Annotated in this window: 11 protein-coding genes; 8 read left to right on the forward strand and 3 right to left on the reverse strand. The window is 55.1% G+C overall.

Annotation, left to right across the window (positions count from 1 at the left end; translation table 11 throughout):
• The first annotated feature begins 155 nt into the window (after positions 1–155).
• The 4 genes from AB8C10_RS04135 to AB8C10_RS04150 all read left to right on the forward strand — a co-directional run bounded on the left by AB8C10_RS04135 (position 156) and on the right by AB8C10_RS04150 (position 11,244).
• Positions 156–3,167 (forward strand): chitinase, encoded by a 3,012-nt coding sequence (locus tag AB8C10_RS04135; RefSeq protein WP_368866929.1) that lies wholly within the window; start codon positions 156–158, stop codon positions 3,165–3,167.
• 149 nt (positions 3,168–3,316) lie between these two features.
• Positions 3,317–4,594 (forward strand): molecular chaperone Hsp90, encoded by a 1,278-nt coding sequence (locus AB8C10_RS04140; RefSeq protein WP_368866930.1) that lies wholly within the window; start codon positions 3,317–3,319, stop codon positions 4,592–4,594.
• Between the two features lie 119 nt (positions 4,595–4,713).
• Positions 4,714–9,102: an FtsK/SpoIIIE domain-containing protein gene (locus AB8C10_RS04145; RefSeq protein WP_368866931.1), complete on the forward strand. Its 4,389-nt coding sequence runs from the start codon at positions 4,714–4,716 to the stop codon at positions 9,100–9,102.
• A 117-nt stretch (positions 9,103–9,219) separates the two neighbouring features.
• Positions 9,220–11,244 carry a serine/threonine-protein kinase gene (locus tag AB8C10_RS04150; protein ID WP_368866932.1) on the forward strand — a complete coding sequence of 675 codons (2,025 nt, stop codon included), beginning with the start codon at positions 9,220–9,222 and terminating at the stop codon, positions 11,242–11,244.
• 107 nt (positions 11,245–11,351) lie between these two features.
• Here AB8C10_RS04150 and AB8C10_RS04155 read toward each other — a convergent pair whose 3' ends face one another.
• From AB8C10_RS04155 to AB8C10_RS04165, 3 genes are all read right to left on the reverse strand, one after another.
• Positions 11,352–11,966, reverse strand: a complete 615-nt coding sequence (locus tag AB8C10_RS04155) for a hypothetical protein (RefSeq protein WP_368866933.1) — start codon at positions 11,964–11,966, stop codon at positions 11,352–11,354.
• A gap of 55 nt (positions 11,967–12,021) precedes the next feature.
• A complete protein-coding gene (locus AB8C10_RS04160) occupies positions 12,022–18,516 on the reverse strand; it encodes a DUF6531 domain-containing protein (protein WP_368866934.1) in 6,495 nt (2,164 codons plus the stop codon).
• Between the two features lie 179 nt (positions 18,517–18,695).
• Positions 18,696–18,980 carry a pyrophosphorylase gene (locus tag AB8C10_RS04165; protein WP_005507345.1) on the reverse strand — a complete coding sequence of 95 codons (285 nt, stop codon included), beginning with the start codon at positions 18,978–18,980 and terminating at the stop codon, positions 18,696–18,698.
• A gap of 302 nt (positions 18,981–19,282) precedes the next feature.
• Between AB8C10_RS04165 and AB8C10_RS04170 the strand changes: the two genes are divergently transcribed.
• From AB8C10_RS04170 to AB8C10_RS04185, 4 genes are all read left to right on the forward strand, one after another.
• Positions 19,283–19,765 (forward strand): DUF4190 domain-containing protein, encoded by a 483-nt coding sequence (locus tag AB8C10_RS04170; RefSeq protein ID WP_368866935.1) that lies wholly within the window; start codon positions 19,283–19,285, stop codon positions 19,763–19,765.
• A 172-nt stretch (positions 19,766–19,937) separates the two neighbouring features.
• Positions 19,938–20,597: a hypothetical protein gene (locus AB8C10_RS04175; RefSeq protein WP_368866936.1), complete on the forward strand. Its 660-nt coding sequence runs from the start codon at positions 19,938–19,940 to the stop codon at positions 20,595–20,597.
• Between the two features lie 308 nt (positions 20,598–20,905).
• A complete protein-coding gene (locus tag AB8C10_RS04180) occupies positions 20,906–21,376 on the forward strand; it encodes a DUF4190 domain-containing protein (protein ID WP_368866937.1) in 471 nt (156 codons plus the stop codon).
• Between the two features lie 214 nt (positions 21,377–21,590).
• Entirely contained in the window at positions 21,591–22,250 is a 660-nt protein-coding gene (locus AB8C10_RS04185; protein WP_368866938.1) for a hypothetical protein, read from the forward strand.
• The last annotated feature ends 18 nt before the right edge of the window (positions 22,251–22,268 follow it).

A 22,268-nucleotide genomic window follows, 5' to 3' on the forward strand; every position in this document is an offset into this window, starting at 1 on the left:
ACCTTCCCATATTGGACTGATAAAGTGGTACGGGGCTTTTTCTCTTTCCGGCTTTGCCCCTGACCCTTTCCACTCAGGTGGGCACTATACAGTGGCGTTTCAGACTTGTCGCTGTTGTGTGTCTGCACGGTATATAACTCAACGAAAAGATCATCATGACCAACCACACCACAGCGCGTCAGCGTCTACTCCGCTTCCCTTTGATTTTGGGTGTCACGACGGCACTTATTTTCTCGTCTTGCTCCACGGGCACGAACAATAACAGCACCCCTTCTGATAAGGGCACTGTTACTTCTCAGAGCCCCCGTCAGGTGGAGAACGCTACTAATGTCCTGCAGAACGTGAATGTTCAGATGGGCCGTGACGGCGATGTCTCGTCGATTGAGTCGACCAACATTTACGTTAATGACAAGGACCGCACGAGCTCCACGAGCAATGTTCAGTTCAAGCCGAAGGATGTCGTCAATGACCTTCCTGTGCGTGTGAGCCTGCAGTATTCTACTGAGCGCGGTAGCGGCACTAACCTGAATGATTTGAATGGTTACAGCGGCGAAATCACGATTAAGGTTACGGTTGAGAACCTGACGGTGAAGACCGAGGACGTCACCTACGATGCGTCCGGTACTAGCCGCACTAGCCCTGCACCGGTTGGTACTCCGTTCTCTATTGCTGCTTCTACTGTTCTCTCGGGTTCTCCTACTCAGGTTATTACGACCCCTGATGCGGCTGATTCGTCGACGAATGGTGTGGTGAGCACCAATGATGAAGGTAAGGCTGTTGTTCAGTGGGGTGCTATTTCCGCGCCTCCGGTGACTGGTAGTTCTTCTTCTTTTGTGTTGAAGGTTAAGGCGAAGGATTTTAGTGCGCCTACCTTCAATATTTCGGTGCAGCCTGGTTTTGCTTCTGATTTGTCTGGTGCGGGAATCATTACTAATGGTTTCACTTCTCAGGATGCGTCTCAGGTGGCGCTTCTGCAGCGCACTATTGATACGGTCAACGAGGTTAATACGACGCTGACTAGCGCTAGTTCGCAGGTTGCTCAGGTGCGTCAGAGCCTGGATGATACGTCTGCGACTTTGGGTAAGGACACTGCCGAGCATCTGAAGACTCAGAATGAATCGTTGACGAAGACTATGCAGGGTCTCCAGGCGAATATTGAGAGCCTGCAGAAGGATCTTTCTGAGGCTTCGCGGACTAATAATTCTCAGCTGATTTCTCAGCTGGAGCGTACTGTTGCTGCTCTTCACTCGATGCTGGGTGATACGACGGCGCGCCCCAATGTGTCTGTTTCGCATAGCGGCGGTCGTTGTGTTGTGCATCGTGAGGAGGGTGCGAATAGCCGTAGCGTGTACGGTAATTTGGCTCAGCTGTCTGCTGTTCTGAATGCGTATGCGGAGGCAAGTTCGGATTGTCAGCAGGATCTTACGGCTTCGATTCGTGAGATTGTTGGCCCGGAGCACCCGACCGCTGAGGCTTGTTCTTCTAACGGTTCGGTGACCTGTGCCCTGTTTGGTGCGTCGGTGACGGTGCAGAGCTCTTTGATTGCGCTGGTTGCTACCGGTGAGAAGATTGTGGATCACCTGCAGCCGGAGTATTTGAAGGGTGCGAACAACAACTATTCGGCGTTGAAGCGTCAGATGGATGAGCTTGTTGAGCAGGTGGAGAAGGACCCGTCTTCTCTTGATGCTGATGCTGTGCGTTCTTTGAGGGAGAAGGTTAGTGCGGCTCGTCAGAACGTGAATCAGATGAAGGAAACGTCGAGTCGTCTGATTGAGAGTATCAAGAACGTTCATTCTCGTGCGGCGTCTGCTCGCGCGGAGCTGGTGGACGGTTCTGGTTCTATGAGCGCTCAGAATAAGGAACTGGCGGAGCAGCTTTGCGCTCTGTCTACTGAGCGTGGCGGTTCTCTGTCTGCTGAGCAGGTGGAGCATCTGCGTGGGTACCTGACGGCTTCTTCTTGTGGTGGCGCGGCTTCGCCGTCTGCTGCCCCGTCTTCTGAGGCGCCTAGCCCTGCGCCGTCTGAGTCTGCTTCTGTGGCGCCTTCTGAGGAGCCCTCGAAGAAGATTGAGGCACCTTCCGCTGCTCCTTCTTCTGAGGCACCTTCTGCTGAGCCTACTGCTACTGAAGGTAATACTCGCGTCATTACGGTGGAGAACGCGAATGAGCGTACCTACACTTCGAACACCCCTGCCGCACGTACTCCGATGGAGCAGCGTATTGCTGCCGCGGTAGCCGCGTGGGATGAGGTTCTTGCCGCCACTTCGATGGATGATCCCAAGGAGGGTCTGGCTCGCGATGCCAAGGACCTTAACGACGCTGTGAACGCGGTTGATGGCGCTCTGGGTGAGGTTGAGAAGACCCTGAACGATGCCGTAAACGCGCAGAACCAGGATGCGGAGAAGAAGGAAGAGCCTACTGAGGAGGCTAAGGTTTCTCTGCGTGATCGTATCCGTTCGACTTCGGATGCCGTCAATGCTTTGGGTAAGAACCTTGAGGATATGACGAACATGCAGGCTGACCTCTCCACCGCTATTAAGGAAGCGTTCAAGGAGTCTGCCGATGAAACTCGCGAGAGCCTGACGGGCATGATTAGCGAGGAGATTCGTAAGGTTTCGAGCGATGGTTCTTCTAGCGCTTCGGCCGCTAAGGAGGCGTTCTCTGCTTCGATTGCTGGCATTACTGATACCGCGAATACTGTGGTTCAGGTGGCTGGTGAGTCCATCGAGGTTCAGCACAAGGATATGAATGATCGTATTGAGGGTCTGCGTCAGTCTCTGGATTCGGTGACTGAGCGTTCTCTGGTTGCTCTGAGCACCCGCGCTGAGAACGCTACCCGAGATTTGGCTGGTGCATCCGTTCAGCTGAATAACGACCTGTCGAAGCTCATGCTTGATTTGGGTGATAGCAACGCTGAGGGTGCTGGCCTCTTGGGCGCGCTCAAGAGCAATAGCGCGAAGGCTGGTGCGGCTGATTACCAGCTTGCTTTGGCGATGCAGAATGCTCAGGGTTACACGAATCTCCGCTCTGAGGATATTGCTGCTCTGCAGAAGCGTCAGGCGCAGTTCAAGGCGTCGTTGCAGCGTCTGCGTTCGCTGCCGACCTTCCATCTGTCGAATGCTGGCAGTGCAGAGGTGAAGACGGTGTACACCTTCCAGATTGGTGATTAGCCGTGGGGTTTTCCCCTCATTTGGGCTCTGATTCAGGTCCTCACCGCCGCGAGGGCAGGCGGCTCACTCAGCGCACCGTGGTGTGGTGTGTCAGTCTGTGTGTGCTGTTTAGCCTTGCGGTGGTGGGGATCTGGTATGGTGTGCGCGCTGTGACTCCTCAGCCTTTGCCGCTTGGTACGGGTACGAACCCGGCGTCTGCGGTGACGGTTCAGCAGGCTATTTCTCTTCCTGCCTCTGGTCGTGAGCCTGTTATTGGTGTTGTCGCTACTTTTGGTGATGATGCTGAGGGGTCTGCGTGGCGTCTGAATGCTCAGGGCGCTCGTGTTGCGCAGTACCGTCTGGCTTTGGGTAATTCTTCTGTGAAGGTTCTTTATGCGAACGATAAGGGAACGGAGCAGGGTGCCCGTGAGGCGGTAGAGAAGCTCTCGTCTGAGGGAGCTTTGGGTATTGTACTTGCGTCTCGGGGTGAGCATCTTCGGGGTGCTACGGCTGCTGCTAAGGAACGCAATGTTGCGGTGATTGAGGCGTATGACCGGGTAGATGCTGGCGATGGGGTGTGGAGTTTTGCTCTGGACCCTGAGCAGGAGAAGCAGGTCTATACGACTGCTATTCGTTCGCTTGCCGGCGTGTCTAACACGGGTTCTTCGCAGCAGCTTGATGGTGTGCGCACCATCCTGTTGGATGCGGGTGAGGGCTCTGCGCCGGACCTTCCCTATACGAATCGCGTTCAGGTTTCTGCTGATGAAGACAGCATAAAAGACACTCTCAAGGAGCTGACGCGCCTTCTGGGCGATAAGTCTTCGGGCTCTTCTCCTGTTCTGGTTTTGACGGGTTCAGCGTCGACTCAGGCGAAGGTGCTTCGTTCTCTTCAGAGGGCGGGTATTACTTCTCCGGTGATTGCGGGTGAGGAAGCTTTGACGGAGCCTTTTATGCGTCTTCTTCTGGAGAACGGTGGTTCCTTGACTGACAATATTCGCGTCGTGGGGCGTGTGCAGGCACGTGCGGCGGCGTTGAGTGCTGATGACGCCGGTCGTGCTTCTTCGGCGTTTGTCTCGACGGTTGAGCGTATGAAGAACGATTCTTCGCTCAAGGATTTGTCAGGCGAACAGTCGTTTTCCAAATCGGCAGTGTGGGCGGATGCTCCCTCTCATAACGCGCTCTTGGCTTTTGCGTATGCCACGAGCCAGGTTCGTGAATACACTCCCGAGGCGGTTCGACGGGTTCTAGGAACCCTTCGTTTGGACGCTAAAGATTCTACGGTCGCGTATCCGTTGGATTTTTCGTCTTCTTACGCCGCGGGCGGGCAGGTGGGTCTTCTTTACCCGACCGCGGAAGCTTCGATGATTCAGGGTGGGTCTTCCTCAACGGATACGGTGAATCCGCCCGTGTGGATGCTTCGCACGTTCACCTCAGAATCTCGCGACTAGCCTTTCCGCACGGAGCCTACTGTACAGAGCCAGCCCATCACACCCCCGATTTTTCGGGGTTTCCCTCCTAGTCCGTCCACCAGCGGGGCTCACGATATATCTATTTTGGAGAACACCTTATGCGCTTTTTCCTTGATCTTGAAGAGCATAACGGGAGCTATGAACTAGACTCCTGGCAGCCTGAGACGACCATCGCTGATCTCGTCCAGGCGACCGGTGGTCCCTCCCTGCCTGCCGACGAGCCGCTGTATTGCGATAACCGCCCAGTGACGGCATCCTCCACCCTGGCGGAGGTCAAGCCAATGGAAGGTATGCGCATCTCTAGGGCACCGCTCTCCTACCCTTCCCTGGTGCAGGGCTGGAGCGTGTGCTTGAGCGGCGGTTCGACGGTTACCTTGCCGCGCCCTATCCCCTCTTCACGTCCTCTGGTGGCGGGTCGTTCCCCGTACGCCGATATTGTGCTGCCCACGGCGAGCGCATCGTGGGAGCATCTGCACCTGCAGGTGGTTCATGATGAGTCGACAAATACTCAGAAGGTGCGCATCACTGACCCGGGTTCTACGAACGGTAGTTTTGTGGACGGTCAGAAAATCCCCGAGGAGGGTCTGACTGTTTCTGAGAGCACCACCATCCATGTTGGTGATTGTGTGCTGACTCTGCAGCCTGCTCCTCAGGAGAAGGCTGCGCCTCGCCCCGGTAGCGCCCCGAATGTGAGCGCGTCGGGTACTGCGCCGTTTAACCGTCCGCCGCGTCAGGGTGCGTTGAGCGCCCCGGAGAAGGTGGAGGCGCCTACCCGCAAGAACGTTTCTGACCCGCCGAAGTTCAATATTGCGATGGCGGTGGGCCCGATTATTATGGCGGCGGCGATGGTCGCCATTATGCAGGAGATTCGTTACGCCCTTTTCGCGATGCTTAGCCCCATTCTGAGTATTGGTATGTGGGTGGAGCAGAAGCGTCGTCACGCTAAGGATAAGGTGAAGGAGCGTGTGCGTTTTGAGCAGGAAATGGAGAAGTTTAAGGAACGTATCGCTCTGAGTAACCGTGAGGAAATTGAGCGTCTTCATGACCTTGCCCCGGCACCGGATGCTGTTCAGTTGCGGGCGCTTCTTCCTGCGATGACGCTGTGGCGTCGCCGGAGTACCAGCCCTGATCTGTTGACTTTCCATGTGGGTACTGGGCATATTCATTGGGCTCCTGAGCTGACGAAGCCGAGCAATCCTGAGCCTGAGGTTCAGCATATTCTTGAGCACAATACCCTGTGGGATGCCCCGCTGGTTGCTGACCTGCGTGAGGGCGGCGCTATCGGTATTGTGGGTCCGCGTGAGCAGTCTCTTGCCCTGGCGCGTAGCCTGGTGCTGCAGGCGGCAACCCACACGGGTCCTGCCGATATGACGATTGCGGTCTGTGCTGATTCGGCGCGCTCGCAGGACTGGGTGTGGACGTCGTGGCTTCCGCATATGCATATGGCGCAGAACCAGCAGATGCGTTGGTTTGCTTCTGGCAAGGAGCAGTCGGACCAGATGCTACGCTCTCTTTACCACGACATTGAGTCTCTTCCGACCCGCGGCCTGTGCGTGGTCGTTGATTCGGATACCCTCACTGAGGGCCGTGAGTCGCCGGCACGCGACCTTTTGGCGTATGGCGATGAGGTGCGTCTGATGGCGAATAAGACTGCTGCTGCGGGCGCTCGCCGTGTTGCCGGTATTGTGTTGGCTTCTTCTGTTGACCGTCTTCCGGCGTCGTGTACTTCGGTCGTGGAGATTGGTGAGGAGGCTTCTATGACCTATTCGGAGCCTCGCCGCCGTTACACGGTTACCGATGGCGTGCTCGCCGGTGTGAGTGCTGAGGATGCTCTTCATGTGGCGCGTACTTTGGCACATCATGAGGACCCTGAGCGTCTGCTGCTGGGTGGCGGTTTGCCTCAGCTGGTGAAGCTGCCTGAGCTGGTTGGTTTGCCCACCCCTCCGGGTGCTGAGGATATTGAGGCATTCTGGTCGCAGGCTAATGGTTTCAGCACCGAGATTGGTGTGGGCGACTCTGGTGCGTTCACGCTGGACTTGGTGAAGGACGGTCCTCACGGTCTGGTGGGTGGTACCACTGGTTCGGGTAAGAGTGAGTTTTTGCGTTCGTTGGTGGCGGGTTTGGCTGCGCACCACGATCCGAGCCGTTTGAACTTCATTCTGGTCGACTTTAAGGGTGGTGCGGCGTTTAAGACGTGTGAGCGTCTGCCGCATACGATTGGTACTTTGAGCAACTTGGATGCGCAGTTGGCGCACCGCGCTATTGAGTCGTTGGAGGCGGAGATGGACCGCCGTCAGCGCCTGTTTGCGGCTGCTGGCGAGGGTGTGGACAACATTAAGGATTATTTGGCGACGAACCCGCCGGAGCCGATGCCTCGTCTGTTGCTGGTGATTGACGAATTTGCGATGCTGGCAAAGGACTTCCCGGATGTCCTGTCGTCGCTGGTGAGTATTGGTGCGGTGGGTCGTACCCTGGGTGTGCACATGATTCTGGCGACTCAGCGTCCTGCCGGTGTGGTGAATGATGACATTCTGGCGAATACGAACTTGCGTGTGGCGTTGCGTGTGCAGAGCCGTGAGGATTCTTCGAACGTGATTGGTGTTCCGGATGCTTCGGAGATTTCGCGTTCGCAGATGGGTCGCGCCTATGTGAAGCTGGGCCAGAATGATATTTCGCCGGTGCAGACTGCCCTGGTGACGGGTCAGAGTGGCACTGAGGTGGTGACTTCTCTGGAGGTTCGTGCGACCGATAGTATCGGTATTCCGCGTTCGGAGCGCGCTCGTCCGAAGGTGTCGTCGAGTGATGCGAATGACCTGGATCTGCTGATTGATGCTGTTGTGGCGGCTCATGCGGCTCGTGGTGCGGTTGCTCCTCGTAAGGTGTGGCCTGAGCCGTTGGGTTCGTATGTTGATTTGGCTGATTTTGGTGTGCGCGGTTTCCCTGACCCGGACCTTCCTACTGTGGGTGGTGTCCGGGACGGTGTTCTGATGTGTACTTTGGGTGATGAGCCTGAGCTGCAGCGTCAGGTGCCTATGGGCTGGAATATTGAGATGAGCAACCTGCTGTTGGTGGGTGTTGCCGGTAGTGGTACGACCACGACGATTCAGTCTGTGGTGTTGGGTTTGGCGCAGCATTATTCGCCGGAGGACATCGATATTGTTCTGGTGGATATGGGCGCTGATGGCTTGTTGCCATTGGGTTCTTTGCCGCATGTTGTTTCTGCTGTGGGTACCGGTCAGGGCGCTAGGGAGCGTCAGGCTCGCTTCTTGCGTTTTGTGAAGTCGGAGCTTGATGCTCGCCGTGCTGACGCGTCACGCCGTAAGCCTCTTTTCATTGTTTTGGATGGTTTTGCGACGCTACGTGATGAGTTCTCTGACGCTGTGAGCATGGATTTGTTGGCGAATTTCTACCGCGTATATGCAGATGGTCCTGCTGTTGGTATTCACTGCGTGGTGTCGACGAGTCGCGCAAAGAATATTCCCTCGCAGATTCTTGATGCTTCGTTGCAGACGTGGTTCTTCCAGCTGAGCGATATTCACGATTATTCCTCGCACGGTATTCGCGGTACGAATGTTCCGGCTGCGGTTCCCGGGCGTTGTGTTGATCCGAAGCGTCTACGTCAGATGCAGGTGGCTACTCCCGCTGTTGGCGTGGAGGAGGCCGTCTCTATGGTTCGTGAGCGTTTCCCGCAGGCTCCCGCTAAGCGTGATGTAATTGGTCAGCTACCGACGTGGGTTTCGTGGGAGAGCATGCCTGCCGCCGAGTTTTCTCCGAGCCTGTGGCGTATCCCTGTGGGTATTGCGGAGGCTACGTTGGAGGCGTGTGCTTTCGAGCTGTACGAGGGTGAGCACGCCATGGTTGCGGGTAATCCGCGTTCGGGTAAGTCTTCTCTGCTGGTGGCGTTTGCTCGCCTGGTTTCTCGGGCGAGGGCTGCGGCGGAGCAGGCGGTATCTGCTGCGTTGGCGTCTGGTGACGCTACCGCGGCGGAGAACGCACGCATGGATGCCGCTGAGGTTCCAGAAGTTTGGGCTGTCTTCGATCAGCGTTCGGGTCTGGTGAATGCGCCGGAGGGCGTTTTTGACCGGGTGTTTGAGAGTAAGAACGCTTCTGCTCAGGTGCAGGCGGCTTTGCAGGATGCCGCGGGCCCGGTGCTGTTGCTGATTGATGATGGTGACCGCGTGGATGACCCGATGAACGTTTTTGATGCGATTGTGAAGGGAGACTTCCCGGACGTCCACATTATTGCTACGGGTAAGCCGACTGATTTGCGTCCTTTGTATAGCCATTGGACGAAGGCTATTCGTAAGTTCCGCACTGGTGCTGTGGTTCAGCCGAATGTTGACACGGATATGGACATGTTCGGCTCTATTCCGAGGCGCGCCCCGGTTCAGCTGAGCGTTGGTCGTGGCTATGCGTTCCTTGCTGGGTCGCCGATTCTGGTGCAGCTGATGAGCCCTGAGGATTCTCAGCACCGTGGCGGGCTGTAGGGCTTGTCTGGCGTGTGGTGAGGTATCGTGTAACTTTACCGGCTATTTTGCTGTAGGGGTCGCCCCGTCTGGGGAGTCTTCCTGCTTGTTGTGAAGTTGATGTTAAGGAGTTAGCCCGTGACTGTACCTGCTGGTTCGCCGCAGTACTCCGGCTCGGAGCGTCGTGATGCTCATCCTGCCCCGCAAGTTGCTGGTCAGCCTGCGGGGGGTCTGGTTGCGGGCGCTCCCCTTGGCTCTTCGTATCGTTTGGTGCGCCGGGTGGGTTCTGGTGCGGTCGGTGAGGTGTGGGCTGCTACGATGAGCGGCTCGTGGGCTCTGTATGCGGCGAAGATTCTACGCCCGGAGCTTGCGGAGAACCCTGTGGTTCTTGAGTCTTTTGTGCGTGAGCGTTCGGTGTTGTTGGCGCTGTCGCATCCTCATATTGTGCCGTTGACGGACATGGTGGTTGAGGGTGGCGTGCTGGCTCTGGTGATGGAGTTTCAGCATGGCGGTTCGTTGCGTCAGAAGCTGGATTCTGAGGGTCCGTTGCCTGTCCGTTTGGCGTTGAGTCTGATGGTTCAAGTTCTGAATGCGGTGGAGTTTGCCCACCGTCAGGGCGTGATGCATCTGGATATTAAGCCGGAGAATGTTCTGCTGAGCGGTGTTTTGGGGGAGTCTCTGGATCAGCAGGTTCGTGTGGCTGATTTCGGTATTGCTTCTTTTACTGGCTCTGCGGGTTCGGGGGCTTCTCGTTCGTTTTCTGGTACTCCGGGGTATATGGCTCCGGAGCGTTCTGCGCATGGTGTGGCTACTCCGGCGGTTGATGTTTATGCGTGCGCTGTGACTCTTCATGAGTTGTTGGTGGCGGCGCATCCTCTTCCGGCGCGTGGTGGTGCGGTGCAGGTGTCGCCGCAGATTCCGGCTGAGGTGGCTGAGGTGCTCCACGGGATGTTGGCGGAGAACCCGGTTCAGCGTCCTGGTGCGGCTGAGGCTGCCGCTAAGCTACGTCTTTTGGCTGAGGGTTTCGCTGCTGATACGGTGCTTCCTCGGTGGGTTGAGGTGTCTTCGGGTGCTGTGGGGTACACGCCTACGGTGGTTCATGGTGCTGAGCCTGCGGTTTCTGCGGTGCCTGGGCAGAATGTTACGGAGCTGTATGGTGCGGGTATGCCGTCGCTGGGTCAGGCGCAGAATGAGACGGTTATCCGCGCTCCTTTTGTGGTGGAGCAGCCGGTATATGTGCCTGATGAGGTTGTTGAGGATGAGGAGCCTGCCCGTTCGCCGTTGCGCCGCCCGCTGGTGTGGGGCGCCATCCTGGGTTCTTTGATTCTTGTGGGTGTGCTCGCTTTTGTGGGTTTGAGCGGCGGTAAGGGTTCGTCTAAGACGGCTGAGTCGTGGTCTGCTTCGAGCCGTAGTTCGGCGTCTTTGCCGAGTGGTTTGGGTACCCGTATTGAGGGTACGTATAACCCGCGGGATAAGAGTGCCCGCCTGACTTTTGAGTTTTCCTCGCAGAAGTCGGCTCTTCGGGGCGATATTTTGCAGGTGCTTCCCGGCGTTGAGGGTGGTTCGTGTGCTTCGGTGACGTGGGACGCCGGCCAGGCGTCTTCTGGTGTGTCGAAGAATCAGTCGAGTGTGACTGCGGTGGATGTTCCGTGTTCGTGGAATCTGTCTGGGGTGAGTATCCCGGCTAATGGTGTGGTGCAGGTTCGGGCGAATGTGTCTGCTGAGTTTAAGGATTCGCGTGCTTTTGAGGAGTGGGTGAACCGTATTGATTCTGAGACGTTGAAGGCTATTTCTGACAGGGAGGTTCGTTCGACGGCGTACCCGATTCAGCGTTTGCGTTCGATTGAGTTGCGGGTTCCTTCTCGTGTGGTGAATCAGAGTGTTTTGCCTGTGACGGTGGTTCCGGTGTGGCCCAGTGGCGCGGATGAGTTGAATCCGTTGATGGTTTTGCCGCGTACGGGTGAGTTTTCGACGCTGGTTCAGGCGATTTCTCCGGATGCTCAGTTGATTAGTTTTTCGGATGGTTGTTCGGGGCATGTGTTGGTGTCTGAGGATCAGCGGGTGGTGACGGCGCTGTCGGTGACTTCTAAGTGCCGTGTGAACGCGCAGATTGGTAATTTCACGAACCTGTCCAGCAGCGACTTCGCGATTATCACCCGCTAACGGTGGCGCTCTAGGCTAGCAACCGCTGGCATGCAGAAGGCCCCTGGACTGAGAGGTAATCTCTCAACCCAGGGGCCTTCTCTATGCGGTGCTACATCTGAATGACACTATTTAGATGAAGCATCAAGGATGCGCTGCAGGTGCTCCGGGATCGGCAGGTACCCCTCCCTACCGACAAGCGAGCCAATCTCATACTTGCGGGCGTAGCAGAGGATTTTAATCAGGGTATCCATCTCCTCATAGTCACCAAATTCTACGAAGAGCTCCGGGATGTACTTGGGAGGCCAAACACCGTAGCGCTCACGGAAAAGAATCATGTGGTAAATGTAGGTGACATCAAAGAAAACCGGGCTCACACCTAGACGACGCTTACCCATCTGACTACTGCTAATTACGAAGTAGCCACCTTTATTGTTAACCTGCATATGTATTTTGGTGATGCTGCTGTAGTCGAACTCGCGGGTTTTGAATCGCCAGTTCCGCCACTTCACGGAAGTCTCATTCTGCTGGATGTAGAAGGAATTGGTGTGGATAGCTACGAACCAAAAGATCAAACCGACAATATTTGAAAATACAAAACTGAAAATCAGTTCTTCTGTATCACGTGAGATCGCTAATGGCAACAAGAAGCACACCAACAGCAGAGCCGCGTCCGCAATCAAAACAGCCAGCAGCGGCTTTTTCTGCCGTTGTCCCAGAGGAATGTAGCCTTTGGGTCGCACCAAACCAATTGAACCATTAGTTACAGTTTCAGATATAAATCTATTCATTATATAGTTACTTCTCACTCTTAGAGTTTTGGTAATCAACTATTAATTCAGAAAAAGATTTATCCGAGTTATTAACTACTTCTTCTCGATGTTCTTTAATATAAGAGGCCATGTCTTTCAATTCATCCTTTCCCTTTGAAACTACATTATCTCGGCCTACTTCAAACATAATTTGATCCAACTCCTCCTTTTTCTTCCCCAGCAGTGCTTGATTCTTTTCCGGGTTACGAACATATGTAATTCTAGACAAACTCGTATCATGACTCATACCAAGCTGTGCAATGGTGCGCGGGTCTTTTACTGAAGATCCCTCATGATACTTATTCCTCCCTGAAATACCTGCTTTGAAACCATTAGCGCCGCTCCAAATTATATCGGTTAGGCCTATTTCTCCCTTTTTTCCCCAAGTATCAATGAGATCCTGGCTAGTTTTCAAAACAGCGGGAGTTAAGGTATCAAAAGCACGCTGAATTAGAGGACGCGGCTCATCAACTTTACTCTTTTTGATCAAGTTACTCACTTTTCCAGAGATAGCATTGAATATATTAGTAATCTTTTCATTATTTATCTTTTGAACATAAGGGGTTATCTTATTCTTTGCTTTTAGTGCACTATCATATGTTTTTTGATATGTTTTTTCCATCATCGAGGTGAGGGTTGGAGATGCCTTTTTAGCTAACGAACCAGCGAGTGCACGGGGAGCAGCATTGGACAAACCTCCGAAGATACCACCGCTGACGGTAGAAACAACATGCTCACGGAGAGAATATTGCCCCTTATCACCAATCTTGCCATTCACGGCATCATGGGCAAGGTTCTCAAAACCGCCCACAAAGTTGGCTGCAACCTCGGGAATTGCATGTACGCTCGCCCTGGTCGCGAATACCTTCGCACCCTTCGACCATCCACCGGTGATAGCTTGTTCTAGAGCACCAACGGCTTTAGTACGGCCCAAGGCAACCATCATATTACGACCCTGTCCTGCAATACCACCGCCGATAGCACCAAAAGCTCCACCAATTGCCGCATCGATTCCGACTCGTCCCCAGTTCACACGACCATTCTCATCCCGGTTACTTGAGATAGAGGAAGCCGCGGCAAGAGATGCGCCAGCAACAACTCCTACAACGACAAGCGCCACCGGTCCAGTGACAATCAAGCCAAGAACAGATGCAACTACCCCCACTACAGTAAGCATCGTTTGGATACCTTCAGAATGTCGATTTAGCCATCCATTCACGCCCCTATCAGCACAGGACTCGCGATACTTCTCAAAGTCCTCCACCGACACCGGCGACAGGCCCCACGGATCCACCAAAGAAACCGGGTTACCACCAACCAGCGAGAACGGGTCAGCACCCCAACCAGCACCCACTGGCGCGGCCAAAGGATCAGGCGCCGTAAAGCGAGCCACACGCGAATCCACCACACGGGCACCCAACACCTCAAAACCAGAAGAACCCAGCACCACGCCCGAAGCTGCAGAAACACCAACCAGCGAATCCGGCAACACAGGCGCACCACCAGTAGCAGAAGCGCCCTGGGCAGACGGCACAGCAGGGGCAGCAACACCCAAAGACGCCCAACCATACGGATCCAACAGACCGGCACCAGAACCGGCACCAGGAACCAGTGAACCCACAGAAGACACCGACGAACCGCCCACGCCCAGCACACGCGGAACAAACGAATTCTCATCCCACACCAACGGGTGCATCACCGAAGCATCAAAACCAGACGCAGAACCAGCATTAGCGCCGGTTGAGGGTACGCCAAACTCAGGTACCCCAGCAGGCGCACCACCAGCAGCAAGCACACGACCATCAGTAGAAGCACACAGCAGCGAGAAGGACACAGCCGAATCCTCAGCAGAACCCCACGACGCCACCGAGCTCACAAACCCAGCCGCACCATAGTTCAGCGACGAGCCAGAACCATCCGAAGAAACCTGCAAAAGACGCGAATCATTACCGTCATACGAGAACACACTCGTCGAAACCGGCACCAAAGTGACGCCCTCAAGCTCCACAGACTCCGGACACTGGCCCAGCCACGCCTGAGCATCCTCAACAGCAGAGGCAAACTCAGCCGACTGGGAGCCAGCCTTCGCCTCATCCTGCACACCGTAGACACATACTGCGCGAACGCGGGCACCCTCATCAGTGACCAGCACCTTCACCCAAGCATTCTCAGGCTGAGCGCTATCAAAGTACTCAACACGCACCAGCGCGCCAGCGGCATCATAGGTCCAACGCAGAGTCTCGGTGCCGCGAACGGCAGACGAGAGCATCTGCGCGTCAGTGTAGGTGTACATGACCAGGCCAGCAGGCGAATCCACGCCGCTAATACGGCCCAAATCATCACGAATAATCTCAGTGTGCAGAGCCTCAGAAGAGTCTGCCACAGCCGAGTCTGCCTCAGCGGGCTGCTCGGTCACAGAGGTCATGTGCGCGCCACGGTAACCAAACTCGCGAACCCAGGTACCCGCCAAATCAGATACCTGCGCACGCACCAGCGCATCTACAGCGTTGTACTCGAAAGAAGACTCCACACGAGACTCAGAGGTAACGGCGGTTCCATCCAGACGGTACGCGGTGATGTCGGTCTGCTTGACCATGCGGCCAGCAGCATCATACGCATAAGCGCTCGAACCCAGAGGGTGCACAAACTCAGTGCGCAGACCGTCAGCGTCGTAAGCGTAGGACAGCTCATAGCCGCCAGTCTCATCCATGTACGCAGTGCGGAAAGACTCCGGAATCTGGGCACCAAACTCACGGCGCTGACGGACCAGACGACCCAGACGGTCATACGACTCGACGGTCACCACGGGAGCACCAAACGCATCAACGCCCGCGTGATCATAAGTCGTCATCGTACGGCGCGCAGAATCACGCTCCGTACGGTACAGCAGAGAACCATTCACCGAATGGGAACAGGGAACACCGTCACGGTCATAGCCGAAGGAATGTACAGCACCATTACCGTCAGTGCTGGTCAGCAGACGACCGGCAGCATCATAGGTAGAGGTAGTGCGCACACCCAGCGGATTGGTTGCCGCCAGAACATTGCCCATCAGGTCATACTCGTAGCTGGTAATACGACCGGCAGGGTCCATCACGGAGGTAACGTTACCCGCCTCGTCATAACGGTAATGGGTCACGCCACCGGCACCATTAGTCACCGCAACCACCTGGGAAGCGGCATCATAGGTGAACGAACGAGTACCCCACTTGTTATCGCGGATGCTCTTCACACGGCCACAGGAATCCCAGGTGTAGAACACCGGAGAAGCCACGCCGGAACCGGTAATGGACAGCACACGACCGCATGCGTCATAGCGAACGCGTGCCTCGGAACCGTCACCGTACACCTGGCGAATCAGACGGGAATCAGCATCGTACTCGTAACGAGTCACGGACTGCTCAGCAGTACCGGCAGCCTCATAGGTTGCAGCCAATCGACCGCACGCATCGTAGCTGTACTCGGTCACACGACCCGCAGGGGAAATCATGCGCACCATCTGGTTCGAACCGTTGTACCCGTAACGGCTCAGACCGCCCTCAGCGTCCAGAACCTGCACGGGGTTACCCGCGCCGTCATAAACCATTGTGGAGACAGTCGGGTCGTCAGCATCTGCACTAACCTGCGGGCCAGAATCCTCGGAGAGAACCTCGGTACGCACCGGGCGGCCCAGGTGGTCGCACGAGATACGCACGCGATCAACACCATCATTGGTGGTAATGGTCTTGCGCGAGGAATCAACAGAAGTACGTACACTCACACCGGTCGGGTCAATCAACGCGGTCAGAGTGCTTGCGGCATCATATTCGCGAGTCCACACACCACCGGCGGGGTCAATGGTGCGGACCAGTCGCATCAAACCATCGTAGGCGTAGCTGAACTGCGCACCACCCGGCAGGGTAATGCGGTCAATATTGCCGTTCGTATCAAAGGAACGCTCCATACGGCGACCCAGCGGGTCAACCATTGCAACAATGTCACCGCTCAGACCGTACTCATACTCGGTGCGAGCACCGGCAGGATCCACCGAAGCCACCAGGCGACCACCAGTAGCGTACTCAAAACGCCAGCGGGAGCCATCCGGGTCCTGACGGCACACCATGTGACCGGCAGAATCATAGGTGAACTTAGTTTCCAACCCAAGGGCCGAAATAATCTTCACCAGGTGACCTGCAGCAGAGTACTCACAACGGGTCAGCTGCTGCTCAGCATTACGAATACCGGTCAGCAGACCAAAATCGTCATATTCCAGGGAGACGGTAACACCTTCAGGGCTCACCACACGCTGCAGCAGGCCGTCAGCCCACTCAAAACGGGTCACATGACCGTTACCGTCGGTCATGGAAGAAGGGTTACGCTCAAAATCATTCGCGTACTCGTAAGTCACCGTAGTCATCGGGCTTACAGCAGGGCTCTGGGCAGACTCCTGCCCCGAAGTAGTCTCATCGAGGGTGTTGCCCTGAACCTCAGCCTCCATGCGGGCACGACGAGCCAGACGGGCGGCACGGCGAGCGCGCGGGTCCGTCTCAATAGCACTCATTGCCACGGAGACCACACGGTTATGCTCGTCATACGCGAAGAGGGTTTCAGCGCCCTCATCGGTGACCTCACGAATAATACGGCCGCGCTCATCGCTGTAGCGAGTAGTACGGGAACCATCGCGGTCCACCACGCTCACTCGGTTGCCAAAGTCATCGTAGGCATAGCTAGTACGCCCGCCTTCCGCGTCAACAATGGCGGTCAGGCGTGCGTACTGGTCACTAACCCACAGGTTCGTGTAGGAGGCGTCTTCGTTAGAAACGTCAGTAATGCCGTTCGGCAGGTAGCGGTAGCGAACACGACGACCGTATTCAGTGTCCTGCTCAGTAATACGACCGGCAGGGTCGTAGTAGTTCGTCACCTCAACAGCACCGGTGCTAGCCACCACTCGGTGGATCAGGCCAGCAGCGTCATGTTCATAACGGCGGGTACCGGCATCGCCGTGCACAGCGCACAGGTGGGTACGACCATCAAGGGTGACGTACTCGTAACGTACAGACTGACCACGTGAAGAATGAATAGCACCGACAAGACCGCCTTCGGTGTACTCCACGTTGATACGTGCACCACGCTGATGCACAATAACGCCAACACGACCCTCTTCATCGCGCAGATACGCGACAGCAGTACCTGCTCCAGCGCTCATACCCAGGTAAACACCGGTGAGACTAAAAATGTGCTGGGTTCCAGAGTTGTCGGAGATACGCAGCAGAGACGAAGCTTCATAGCCCGTAGCGTGCAAAATATAGCGCAGGGAGGGGTCAGCAATAGAACCCTCTTCGCCCATCAGCTGGGTAAGGGGTAGCTCTTCAAGCCACCACGCTTCACGCGGAGCACGAGCGTAACCGTGGGTGCCGTCCTCACAAATCATTCGGTCGAAGGTAACCTCACGACCGTCAACCATAGTCCAGACAGCATTCTCAGTGTTCAGCTGCACGCGGCTCTCAATATTTGAGGACCAGCCCGCGCCAAATACACCGGATACAGCGTGCTGACCGAAAACAGCCACGCTGTTGTACATGCGGGTTACAGAGCAAGCAGAAACCACGCCGGAGAACGCCATGTCGGTCTCTTCTTCAATGAAGTTACCGGTCGCAACGTTCACAGGGTCGTTCACATAACCGCTTGTGGTGGACATTCCTACTACAGCCGGCGCTGGAACTTCCAAATCATGGCGCTCAGTACTAACGCCAGCTGCACTGATTGCACCTTCCAGAGTGGAATTGGCAACGATGATAACCTCGCCCGAGCTACCGTACTTTTCAAAAGTATCGGCTACGATACCCAGCCAAGTCTTATCATTAGCGTTCGACTTATTCCACGTTTCAAACGTGCTGATGAGATTTTCAGCATCGACGGAGCCCCACTGGCACTTAACCATAAACTCTGTGGAAAGGTTACGCAGTTTGCCGGGCTCAGCGTCAAAGCTAGTACCAAAGTTCGCCAGAGTATTAGAGAGAGCACGCACGGTCGAAGGGCGCGCCGAAGAAACAGTCATACTCCCTGAGCGGGTCTCAGTGCTCTCACGATGACCTAGCGATGTGGTGTCAATCGAGGTATCCGGCTTATACGATGTCGGCTTAGGCGGTTCACCTCCGAACGTTTCAACCCACCATTTACGGAAACCACCCAAGTCATGCTCATAGTGGTACATAAGGTCGCGGTTCTCATTTTCCTTATGAGCTGACTCTTTGAGGCGGTCCACCACATCAGCCAGTTGACGGAAGATGCTGGCGATATCACGACCATCGCTAATGGTGGTATCAATATTTGCCGCCGCAACATCGGCGTAGTGACCTTTAAAGTCCTCCAAAGCTGTTGTCAGCGAGCTCTTGAGGGAGGGTAATGCATTATCAATATTCTGCGCAACGGTGCGGCAGGCATTGGCAAGGGCATCCGACGTAGCATCATCGTACTTGACTTTTTCAGTATTCAGATCCATGCTCTGTTGTCTTTCGGTGTGGTTAGTACGGAAGTGTGGTGATTAAACACGTCTCAGCAAGCACATTTACTGCGCCTAGATACGACGTGAGTTGAAGCCGAATAACAGAAAACGCCGCCTACCGCTCACCGCCCCGTAGCCGGGGAGCGGGGCGGTAAACGGCGTTTACCAGGGAAGGCTTAGGAGCCGCCACCTGCCTGGAAGATATCGGTAGAAATCTGGTTGAGCTGCTCGCGCAGGTCAGTCAGTTCCTGAGTCAGGTTACGCAGGGTGTTTTCTACACCGGGCCAGGTGTCATTGCGGAAACGCTCAGCCAGGGGGCCGTCCCAGTTGTTGGGGTCCTTCAGCTGGTTACCCTGCTGGTTGAGGTTGTTGATTTCGTTCTGCAGACCGCCATTGATGATGTTCTGGAGAGCAGTAATGGCATCCTTGGCTGCCTGCGATGAGAGTACGCGATCGGACACGATGTTCCTCTTTCGTCGTTGAGTTGCCGGAAGATGTGCATTGGATACGCGAAATATCAAATACGCACCGTTAGTGCTTTGCACCACTTCGAACATTACACTATTTCGCGGCAAAGCGCATCTTCCGCACCCTGTTGTGAGAAAAATTTCTCATAGTAGACATTGCACAACAGTGCGTGCATATACTTCCATCTACTCTCATCAAGGGATTTCTCCCGCTACGGTATCCTTGGGAAAGGTACGCCACCTGCCGGTGGTGCGCTTCCGGATATTCACCAACCACATACGAAATGAGGACTTTCATGTCTGAAAACACCCCGCAGCCGGCTGCACCGCAGCAGCCGCTGTTCACCCAGCAGGCACCCGCCGCACAGCCCGCATACGGAGCGCCCGTCGAGGCACCGAAAAAGAAGAAATGGGCGGCTGTAACCGCACTGGTTCTGGGCATTATTTCCGCTCTGACCGGCTTCATTATTCTGGGCGCATTTACCGCAATCCCGACTGTTATTTTCGCGATTATTGCCCTGGTGATGGTTAAGCGCGGCACCGGTAAGGGCAAGGTCATGGCTATCGTTTCGCTCGTGCTGGTTGCGGTTGCGATGGTTACCTTCGTTCTGGGTAACAATGTGCGCGCTGAGAGGGATGCAAGGCTTAAGCAACGAGCTCAGGAAGCAATTCAGAAGTGTGAGAGCAAGGAATTTGTTGGCGCCTACTACACCGAGAAGGACGGTAAGCGTTACTGCGCATACGGCGGCTGGCTCTACCCTGTAGACAACGACAAGTAGACCGACCGTCTCGGTTATTGACCGATGATGTGACGGGTGGGGGCGTTCGCGTGTGCGGCAGTCGCCGTGCCTGCGAGCGCCCCTCAACCATATCTTCTGGAGGCACCGCCGCCTAGTTTGGGTGGGGTGCGTGCTCTTCCTATTCACCAACCACACGAAACGAGAACCCACTGTGCCTAGTTTCCCTCTGATTTTCTGGAGCACCCTCGCTACACTCATAACAATTGCGACGTTTTACGTCATCATCAATTACGAGGTGCAGCGTTGGAAAGATAAAAAGCGGCAACGCGAGGGTATTTATATTCGACGGGTTACTCGGCTCGAAGCTCTCATTGTGATATTTACCCCCGCTCTTCCAATTCTTATGGCTGCAGTCTACATTCTTGAACCTGGTACAGAAGGTGTGACGCTTGGGATAGTGGGTTTATTGGCATCAGCGATATTTGTTGCATACTTGCGGTATGTGCACGTTGCCTATGTGAAGATTTCTTTCGAAGGCGTCGAGCAGCGCATCTGGTTCTCCAACCCAACCCGTTACCCTTTCAATGCGATTAACCGCGTCGTGTACTACGAAAAGCCAGATATTGATGAACCGGATATGGTGGGGTTCTACGCCAAATCTGGCTTCCAGATTGCCTTGTTTGATCCGATAACCCATAACAATTACCGGCTCTTGGCGATTGTGCGTTTCAGGATTGAGAACGAACGTTGGCCGGATATGACTAACCCTGAAGATGTAGCGAAGGTAGACATACTCGATAAGAGGGGTATGACAATTTCTTATTTCAGGGATCTGGAGAAGGTTACTGGCCTTGCCGACGTTGACATGTAGCACCGCATAGAGAAAGCCCTTGGGCTTGAGAGATTACCTCTCAGCCCAAGGGCTTTCTGCACGCTAGGAGCTGCTCACCTGAGCGCCGCCAGCGCCGCCACCAGCCAGCCGGTGAATGGTCGCCCAGTCTTCACCCGAGCCTTGCACCCAGTTAACTTTTTAGCCACCTAACCCATAGACCATCAAAGTGCTCGACATTTCCACTTGTCAGAGCTTTCAAGCACATAGAGTATCCTTGGGGAAGGTACGCCACCTTCGGGTGGTGCGCTTCCGGATATTCACCAACCACATACGAAATGAGGACTTTCATGTCTGAAAACACCCCGCAGCCGGCTGCACCGCAGCAGCCGCAGTTTACCCAGCAGGCACCCGCCGCACAGCCCGCATACGGAGCGCCCGTCGAGGCTCCGAAGAAGAAGTGGGCGGCTGTAACCGCGTTGGTTCTGGGCATTATTTCCGCCCTGACCGGCATCTTTGTTATTGGTTCGTTCCTGACCATCCCGACCATTGTTTTCGCGGTGATTGCTCTGGTCATGGTCAAGAATGGCACCGGTAAGGGTAAGGGCATGGCGATTGCCGCTCTTGCGCTGGTTCTGGTGGCGTACATTGCTACGTTTGCTTTCTTCCAGATTCGTGCGGCGAACCTCGAAAAGTCTAACCGAGAGGCCCGTGAGGTTATCCAGAAGTGTGAGAACCACGAGCCCGGCTACTACATCATCGAGAAGGACGGCAAGCGTTACTGTAACGCTGGTGGCTGGGTCTACGAGATGGATAAGTAAACCGGTTTATTTGGTTCCATGATTAGCCGTCGCTGATGGAGGGGGCGTTCGTTCACGCGGCAGTCGCCGTGCCTGCGAGCGCCCCTCAACCGTATCCTCCGTGGGTGCTTCAGTATCTGACGGCGAGTACACCCTGGAGCATCTGCAACGCATCCTCGATGCGCACTCCACTACCATCACCGACTCCAACCCGACCGAAGGAGCGAATAGCTAAATGATGTCTCAAGAATCTGCTATTACCTTTTGGGGCGTATGCTCCATCATCACGACTATTTTCACGATTTTTACCCTTGCCGCTTACATCATCAATCGACGCCGCGACGAGAAGAAGAAGCGTGAAGGCATCTACATTAGTCGTCTGCGAGCGCTACTGGTGTACGTTATTGTCTTTATCCCGGGCTTCCCGATTATCCGCTATTTTTTGTCGCTCAATGGCCCCGAGACTAACCCCTATGCGGAGGGTATTTACATCTTCATGACTGCTTTCCTCTTGTTCTACCTGTGGCATGTCAACGCCACGTACATGAAGATTTCTTCTGAGGGTATTAATATGCACACCCCTATTCGCGGGTCGAGGATCTGCCCCATCGGCGCGATTGATAGCGTTGTTTATAGTGAGTCCAAGGATGAAGATACCCCAAGCCGGATGTGGTTCCTCACTAAGTCGCGTGCGCGTATTAACCCGTTGAACCCGAATTATGATGAGTACTATCTCTTGGTCATTACTCGGTTCAGGATTAAGTATGGTCGCTGGCCTGAGCTGGATAATCCGGCTGACGTGGATAAGGTGAACCAGCTGGATAACCGTGCTGAAGTCATTCCGTATTTCATGAATAATCAAGAGATTTCGGGTCTTGCCGACGTCGACATGTAGCCCCCGGTTTGTGGGCTG

This window comes from Rothia mucilaginosa, assembly GCF_964210535.1.
Classification (GTDB): Bacteria; Actinomycetota; Actinomycetes; order Actinomycetales; family Micrococcaceae; genus Rothia; species Rothia mucilaginosa_F.

Coding starts and splice junctions, on each gene's coding strand:
- AB8C10_RS04135 (WP_368866929.1), top strand. CDS start 156: ATGACCAACCACACCACAGCGCGTCAGCGTCTACTCCGCTTCCCTTTG.
- AB8C10_RS04145 (WP_368866931.1), top strand. CDS start 4,714: ATGCGCTTTTTCCTTGATCTTGAAGAGCATAACGGGAGCTATGAACTA.
- AB8C10_RS04160 (WP_368866934.1), bottom strand. CDS start 18,516: ATGGATCTGAATACTGAAAAAGTCAAGTACGATGATGCTACGTCGGAT.
- AB8C10_RS04170 (WP_368866935.1), top strand. CDS start 19,283: ATGTCTGAAAACACCCCGCAGCCGGCTGCACCGCAGCAGCCGCTGTTC.
- AB8C10_RS04180 (WP_368866937.1), top strand. CDS start 20,906: ATGTCTGAAAACACCCCGCAGCCGGCTGCACCGCAGCAGCCGCAGTTT.
- AB8C10_RS04185 (WP_368866938.1), top strand. CDS start 21,591: ATGATGTCTCAAGAATCTGCTATTACCTTTTGGGGCGTATGCTCCATC.